The organism is Massilistercora timonensis (assembly GCF_048354975.1).
Lineage (GTDB): Bacteria > Bacillota > Clostridia > Lachnospirales > Lachnospiraceae > Massilistercora > Massilistercora timonensis.
This window is the reverse complement of sequence record NZ_DBGCJQ010000047.1, coordinates 22,638-28,760: the sequence shown is the minus strand read 5'-3', so window position 1 is coordinate 28,760 and position 6,123 is coordinate 22,638. Positions and strand designations below refer to the sequence as shown.

Here is a 6,123-nt window from a genome sequence, read left to right as displayed (position 1 = left end):
AAAGAATCACCGTTTCCCTGTCTGTGAGCCGGAGAACGGGGAGCCAAAAGACCTGATCATCATGGCGGTAAAAGATATGGGACTTTCCCAGGCGCTTCAGGATATCCGCAGATTTGTGGGGGAGCGCACCCAGATCCTCTGCGTGATGAACGGTGTGGAGAGTGAAGAAAAGGTGGCTGCTGTGTATGGTTGGGAGCACACCCTGTATTCCTATATGCGGGTTTCTATCGTTATGAAGGATGGAAAGGCAGATTTTGATCCCTACTGGGGAAAGGTCCATTTTGGCGAGGCCCGCAATGAAGAACTGACAGAGCGGGTGAAGGCGGTGCAAGAGGTGTTTGAGCGCTGCCACATCCCTTATGAGGTGGATAAGGACATGGTCTGGGGCCTGTGGTTCAAATATATGTGCAATGTGGGAGAGAATCTTACCTGCGCGCTGCTGGGGATCCCCTTTGGCGCCTATGGTGTAAGCCAGGCGGCCAGCAGTATCCGCCGGGCGGCCATGAAGGAGGTACAGGCAGTGGCAGAGGCAAAAGGCATCCACATTTCCGATGAGGTGATGCGGGGCCAGGATCAGACGCTGCTTACCATCCCTTATCAGAATAAGCCCTCCACCCTGCAGGACCTGGAAGCCGGGAGGAAGACGGAGATCGAGATGTTCGCCGGAAGCATGGTGCGTATGGGACAAGAGCTGGGGGTTCCCACGCCGGTGTGCTGGATGTTTCTTCAGGGGATCCATGTGCTGGAAGAAAAAAATGAAGGGAAGATCTAGTTTTCTGCCTGGTGGAAAATGGGTTTGCAAAACGGGATATCCCGGCGTATAATGAAGGGCGCAAATACAATTTTCATTAAGAAAGGAACGAGAAAAAGAGAATGGGGAAATTACAATCATTTTTCAAACTCAATGAAAAGGGATCTAACGTAAAGACGGAAATCCTTGCCGGCTTTACCACCTTTATGACTATGGCATATGTGCTGGTGGTACAGCCCAGCGCTATCATCGGATTCGGCGACGCCGCTTCCTTTACAGACGTAAACGGGCTGGTGATCACCAAGGAAGCCCTTGCGGTAACCTGTGCCATCGTCAGCGCGCTGATCACATTGTTCATGGGATTATATGCCAACATGCCTTTTGCCCTGGCTACCGGAATGGGCACCAACTTCATGTTCGGAGCGCTTCTGCAGGCAGGAACGCTGTCATTTGGGGAGATCATGGCCATCACCCTGATCTCCGGTACCATCTTTGTTGTCCTGACTATCTTCGGGATCCGGGACCTGATCGTAAAGGCGATCCCCAAGAATATTAAAGTGTCCATTGGAGCGGCCATCGGATTCTACATCGCGTATCTGGGATTTGACAACTCCGGGATCGGAGTTTTCGAGGACGGGATCAGCAGAGGAGACTTTACTCAGCCGGCAGTGGCTCTTTCCCTGCTGGGACTTTTCCTGATCGCCATCCTGACTGCTTACCATGTAAACGGCGCCATCCTGATCGGCATTGTGGCGGTAACCCTTCTTGGGATCCCGGTGGGCGTGACCCAGCTTCCGGATTCTGTGGCGAAGCTTCCGGATATGGCAGGCCTGGGGAACCTGATGCTGTCCTTTGACTTCAAGGGCCTTCTGGCATTCCAGACGGTGATCTACGTGTTCATCACCTTCTGCGGCGACTTCTTCTCAACCCTGGGAACTGTCCTGGGTGTTGCGGGCAAAGCCAACATGCTGGATGAGAACGGAAATATGCCGGATATCCAGAAGCCTTTCCTGGTAGACGCCATCGGAACCTGCGTGGGCGCCTGCACCGGTAACACGACCATCACTACGTTCGTAGAGTCTTCCTCCGGTGTTGAGGCAGGCGGAAGAACTGGTCTGACCAGCGTTGTGGTAGCCATCCTGTTTGGCATTATGGTATTCTTCTCACCGCTGGTACTGATGATCCCGGACGCTGCGACAGGCCCAGCTCTGATCTTTGTAGGATTCCTGATGGTATCCGGTATCCAGAATATTGACTTCAGCGATTTTACCGATGCTTTCGGCCCCTTTGTCATGATCATGTTCGTGATCTTTGCGGGCGGTATCGCTTCCGGTATCGCGGCAGGTATCCTGGCACACATTTTCATCAAACTGGCGACCGGCAAATACAAAGAGCTGTCTCCGGTTATGTATGTGCTGGCGATCCCGTTGGTAATGTACTTTATTTTCAATTAATAAATAAAGGAGACCGTGCGTTATGAAAATTCGTCCAAAGAACAAGCGGCAGCTTCTGAAAGCTGCCCTGGGAGAGATCCCAAGCGATCTGCTGATCAAGAATGTGAAGCTGGTCAACACCATCACAGGAGAGATCTATCCGGCCAATGTTTTTGTCTACGACGGGATGATCGCTCATGTGGAGTATCAGAACCTGGAGGCGGATCTTGACAAGGCCGCGGAGGTGATCGACGGGCAGGGCCAGTACCTGCTCCCGGGATTTATCGACGCCCATGAGCATATTGAGAGCTCCATGATGACGCCCCGGAATTTCGCCCGTACCGTGATCCCCCACGGGACCACCACCGTTATCACCGATCCCCATGAGATCGGAAATGTGTGGGGTGTGGAAGGCGTGCGCTATATGTACGACAGTTCTGAGGAACTGCCCATGCGGCAGCTCATCGATATTCCAAGCTGCGTGCCGGCAGTCCCGGGCCTTGAGAACGCCGGGGCAGAGTTTGGCGTGGCGGAGATTGAAGAACTGGCTAAGCTTCCCCGGGTCATCGGCCTGGCGGAGGTGATGGATTTCATTGATGTGATCGAAGGCGGAGACCGGATGATGGATATCATCGAAGTGGCGGAGAAGAACGGGCTGTATCTCCAGGGCCACGCGCCGTTTGTAACAGGAAGATCCCTGTCCGCGTATCTGTGCGGCGGTCCCAACACCTGCCATGAATCCCGGCTGGGAGAAGAGGCGAAGGAGAAGATCCGCAGCGGTATGCACGTGGACGCCAGAGACAGCTCCATCACCAAGAACGTGAAGGAGATCTGGGAGGGCGTGAAAGACTTCCGGTTCTTTGACAACTTAAGTCTGTGTACCGATGACCGGGAGGCGGACGACATTCTCCACAACGGCCATATGAACGACGTGGTGCGTTCGGCGATCCGCTGCGGCATGGAGCCGGTGGCAGCCATCAAGAGCGCTACTTTGAACAATGCAAGAGAGGCCGGCCTTGAGAACCTGGGCGCAGTGGCGCCGGGATATGTGGCGGACCTGCAGCTTGTAGAGAGCCTGACGGAACTGAAGCCTTCCAAGGTATTCTTTGGCGGGAAACTGGTGGCGGAGAACGGGAAGCTTCTGGCTTCTATTGAAGAGAAATCCTATCCGCTGGAGAGCCGCAATTCCGTCCATGTAAAAGACCTGACGGAAGAGGACTTTACACTGAGAGCCCCGGTGCAGGATGGAAAGGTCAAGGTTACGGTAATGACTTATTACGACCTGAATCTGTCCTCTACGGAGGCGGTGTGCGAAGAACTTCCGGTGAAGGACGGGCGGCTGGATCTTAGTGGAGATGAGAATCTGAAATTTGTGGCCGTGGTCAACCGTTATGAGGGCAACGACAATCTGGCGCTGGGTGTGGTCCGTGGATTCGGTACTACCTGCGGAGCCCTTGCTTCCACCGTGTCCCATGACAGCCACAATCTGACCATTGTCTACGATGATCCGGCGGACGCTCTGATCGCGGCAGAGGAGCTGAAGCGTGTGGGCGGCGGCATGTGCGCGGTGAAGGATGGACAGATCCTCCACACTCTGGAACTTCCGCTGGCCGGGCTGATCTCCCTGAAGAAAGCGGAAGATCTTGCGGCGGACAGCGCTAAGATGAAAGAGGCGAACCGGGCGCTGGGACTTACCGAGATGGAGAACCCGCTCCTTAGGATCGTGACGCTGGCTCTTCCGGTGATCCCGGAGGCGAAGATGTCAGACCTTGGCCTGGTAGACGTAAATCATAAGAAGATCCTTCCGGTCTTCCCGGAGTAGGGTTTAAGAGAAGGCGCGCCCTGTGTCAGAGCATGGCGCGCTGTTTCCATATCAGGATAAAGAAAGAAGGAGGGAATAAAAGCTATGGGGAAACGGATATTTCTCATCGTACTGGACAGTGTTGGCGTAGGGGAGGCCCCGGACGCGGAACTTTTTGACGATGTGGGCTGCGATACCTTTGGCACCTGCGTTCGCAGTGGAAAACTTCATGTGCCCAATCTGGAGAAGCTTGGTATCTGTAGTCTGGAAGGGACGTCTTTTCAGAAAAAGGTTTCCGGGGTGGAAGGGTGTTACGCCAGAATGCGGGAAGATTCCATGGGCAAAGACACCACCGTGGGCCACTGGGAGATCGCCGGACTGATCTCCAGGAAACCATTTCCCACGTATCCCAACGGCTTTCCCCAGGAGATCATCGATGCATTTTCCAAAGCCACCGGCAGGGGCGTGCTCTGCAACCAGCCCTATTCCGGAACGGAAGTGATCAAAAAATACGGCCGGGAGCAGGAGAGGACCGGGGATCTGATCGTTTATACGTCCGCGGACAGCGTTTTCCAGATTGCCGCCCATGAAGAGGTGGTCCCTCTGGAGGAGCTTTATGAAGACTGCCGCAAGGCGAGAGCCATTCTTACCGGTGAGCACGGGGTGGGGCGGGTGATCGCCCGGCCCTTTGTGGGGACTTATCCGGATTACCAGCGGACGGTAAACCGCCATGATTTCTCTCTGGAACCGCCCAGGGAGACCATCCTGGACGCATTGAAGGCGGCGGGATATCAGGTGATCGGCGTGGGGAAGATCAAGGATATTTTCGCCGGGAAAGGGCTGACCAGATCGTATCCCAACGAGGGAAACCAGAAGAATATGGAGCAGACGCTGGAAATCCTGAAGGAAGATTTCACAGGGCTTTGTTTCGTCAACCTGGTGGATTTCGATATGCTCTATGGCCACCGCAACGATATTGACGGGTATGTGAACGCCCTGAATGAGGTGGATGTACAGCTTGGGGAACTGATGGCGGGGATGGGCCCGGAAGACTACCTGATGATCACCGCGGACCACGGCTGTGATCCGGGGTTCAAAGGGACGGATCACAGCCGGGAATACACCCCCTGCCTGTGCTGGGGGCAGAGGTTAAAGAAAGGAGTGGATCTGGGGACCCGTGGATCTTTTGCAGATATCGCCCAGACCATTGGGGAACTGTTTGGTCTGTCCTGGCAGGGAGACGGAAGCAGTTTCCTGGGGCAGATCCTTCGATGAGTCTTCCTTCCGGGATCCATGGATCAGGTCTTCAAGAGGCCGGAAGGAATACCCCATCTCCTCCCAGCGGGTGAGCAGCTCATCCAGGATGGCGCCGTTGGTGGCGGAGGTATTGTGGAGCAGTACGATGGCGCCGGGGTGGACCCGGGACAAGAGCTTATCCAGGGCCTCTTTCCGGGTGGGCTGATCGTCCTGGATCCAGTCTACATGGGCCAGGCTCCAGAAGAAGGTGTGATAGCCAAGCTCCTGAGCCATTTTCAGGTTGTGGGGACTGTATTTTCCCTGGGGCGGACGGTAATATCTGGACAGAGGCTTTCCGGTGATCTCCCGGAAAGCCTTTTCTACGTCCTCCAGTTCTTTTTGGAAGGCTTCCTTTCCGGAGATCTGTGACATGTCCGGATGGTGGAAGGTGTGGTTCCCTACGGCGTGGCCTTCCCGGATCATCTGCCTGACCAGGTCCGGGCTTGTGTCCAGATAATTGCCCACCACGAAGAAGGTGGCCGGGGCGCGGTGCTTTTTCAGGGCTTCCAGGATCCTGGGGGTGTTCCCGTTTTCATATCCGCAGTCAAAGGTGAGATACAGGACTTTTTCTTCTGTATCTTCCCGATAATAGGCGTCGTAGGTTTCCAGTTCCTCACAGGTGGCGTTCCCTACAGGGGGAGCGCCCTCCTCCTGAAAGCTTAAGCCCCAGTTTTCCGCGGCCTGCGTGATCCTGCCGGAAGTAAGTCTGGCGGAGGAAGCGTGATCTGACAGAGCGGCGGCTCCCCTTCCTGCCAGAAAGCAGAGACAGAAGAGCAGGGAGAGGGAAAAGATTTTCAGAAACTTTGTTTTTTTGAACATGGATCGTCCTCTTTTTGGCATTT

4 protein-coding genes and 1 pseudogene are annotated in these 6,123 nt (G+C 54.9%); 4 read left to right on the top strand and 1 reads right to left on the bottom strand.

Going from position 1 to position 6,123, the window contains the following annotated elements:
• The 4 genes from ACML7B_RS03995 to ACML7B_RS03980 all read left to right on the top strand — a co-directional run.
• The coding region (locus tag ACML7B_RS03995) for a ketopantoate reductase family protein (protein ID WP_418539409.1) at window positions 1-772 on the top strand (772 nt) is incomplete at its 5' end.
• A 101-nt stretch (window positions 773-873) separates the two neighbouring features.
• On the top strand, window positions 874-2,205 hold the full coding sequence (locus ACML7B_RS03990; RefSeq protein ID WP_418539408.1) for an NCS2 family permease: 1,332 nt from the start codon (window positions 874-876) through the stop codon (window positions 2,203-2,205).
• 22 nt (window positions 2,206-2,227) lie between these two features.
• A complete protein-coding gene (gene ade / locus ACML7B_RS03985; RefSeq protein ID WP_418539407.1) occupies window positions 2,228-4,006 on the top strand; it encodes an adenine deaminase in 1,779 nt (592 codons plus the stop codon).
• Window positions 4,007-4,090: 84 nt separating this feature from the next.
• Complete coding sequence (locus tag ACML7B_RS03980; RefSeq protein ID WP_418539406.1) at window positions 4,091-5,260, top strand: phosphopentomutase; 1,170 nt, start codon at window positions 4,091-4,093, stop codon at window positions 5,258-5,260.
• Between the two features lie 240 nt (window positions 5,261-5,500).
• On the opposite strand, the pseudogene ACML7B_RS03975 reads toward ACML7B_RS03980, so the two are convergent.
• Window positions 5,501-6,100: pseudogene (locus tag ACML7B_RS03975) on the bottom strand (polysaccharide deacetylase family protein); the annotation flags it as partial.
• Window positions 6,101-6,123: the final 23 nt, after the last annotated feature.

What these genes read in the sequence shown, in the direction of transcription:
- ACML7B_RS03990 (WP_418539408.1), top strand. Translation starts at nt 874, where the DNA reads ATGGGGAAATTACAATCATTTTTCAAACTCAATGAAAAGGGATCTAAC.
- ade (WP_418539407.1), top strand. Translation starts at nt 2,228, where the DNA reads ATGAAAATTCGTCCAAAGAACAAGCGGCAGCTTCTGAAAGCTGCCCTG.
- ACML7B_RS03980 (WP_418539406.1), top strand. Translation starts at nt 4,091, where the DNA reads ATGGGGAAACGGATATTTCTCATCGTACTGGACAGTGTTGGCGTAGGG.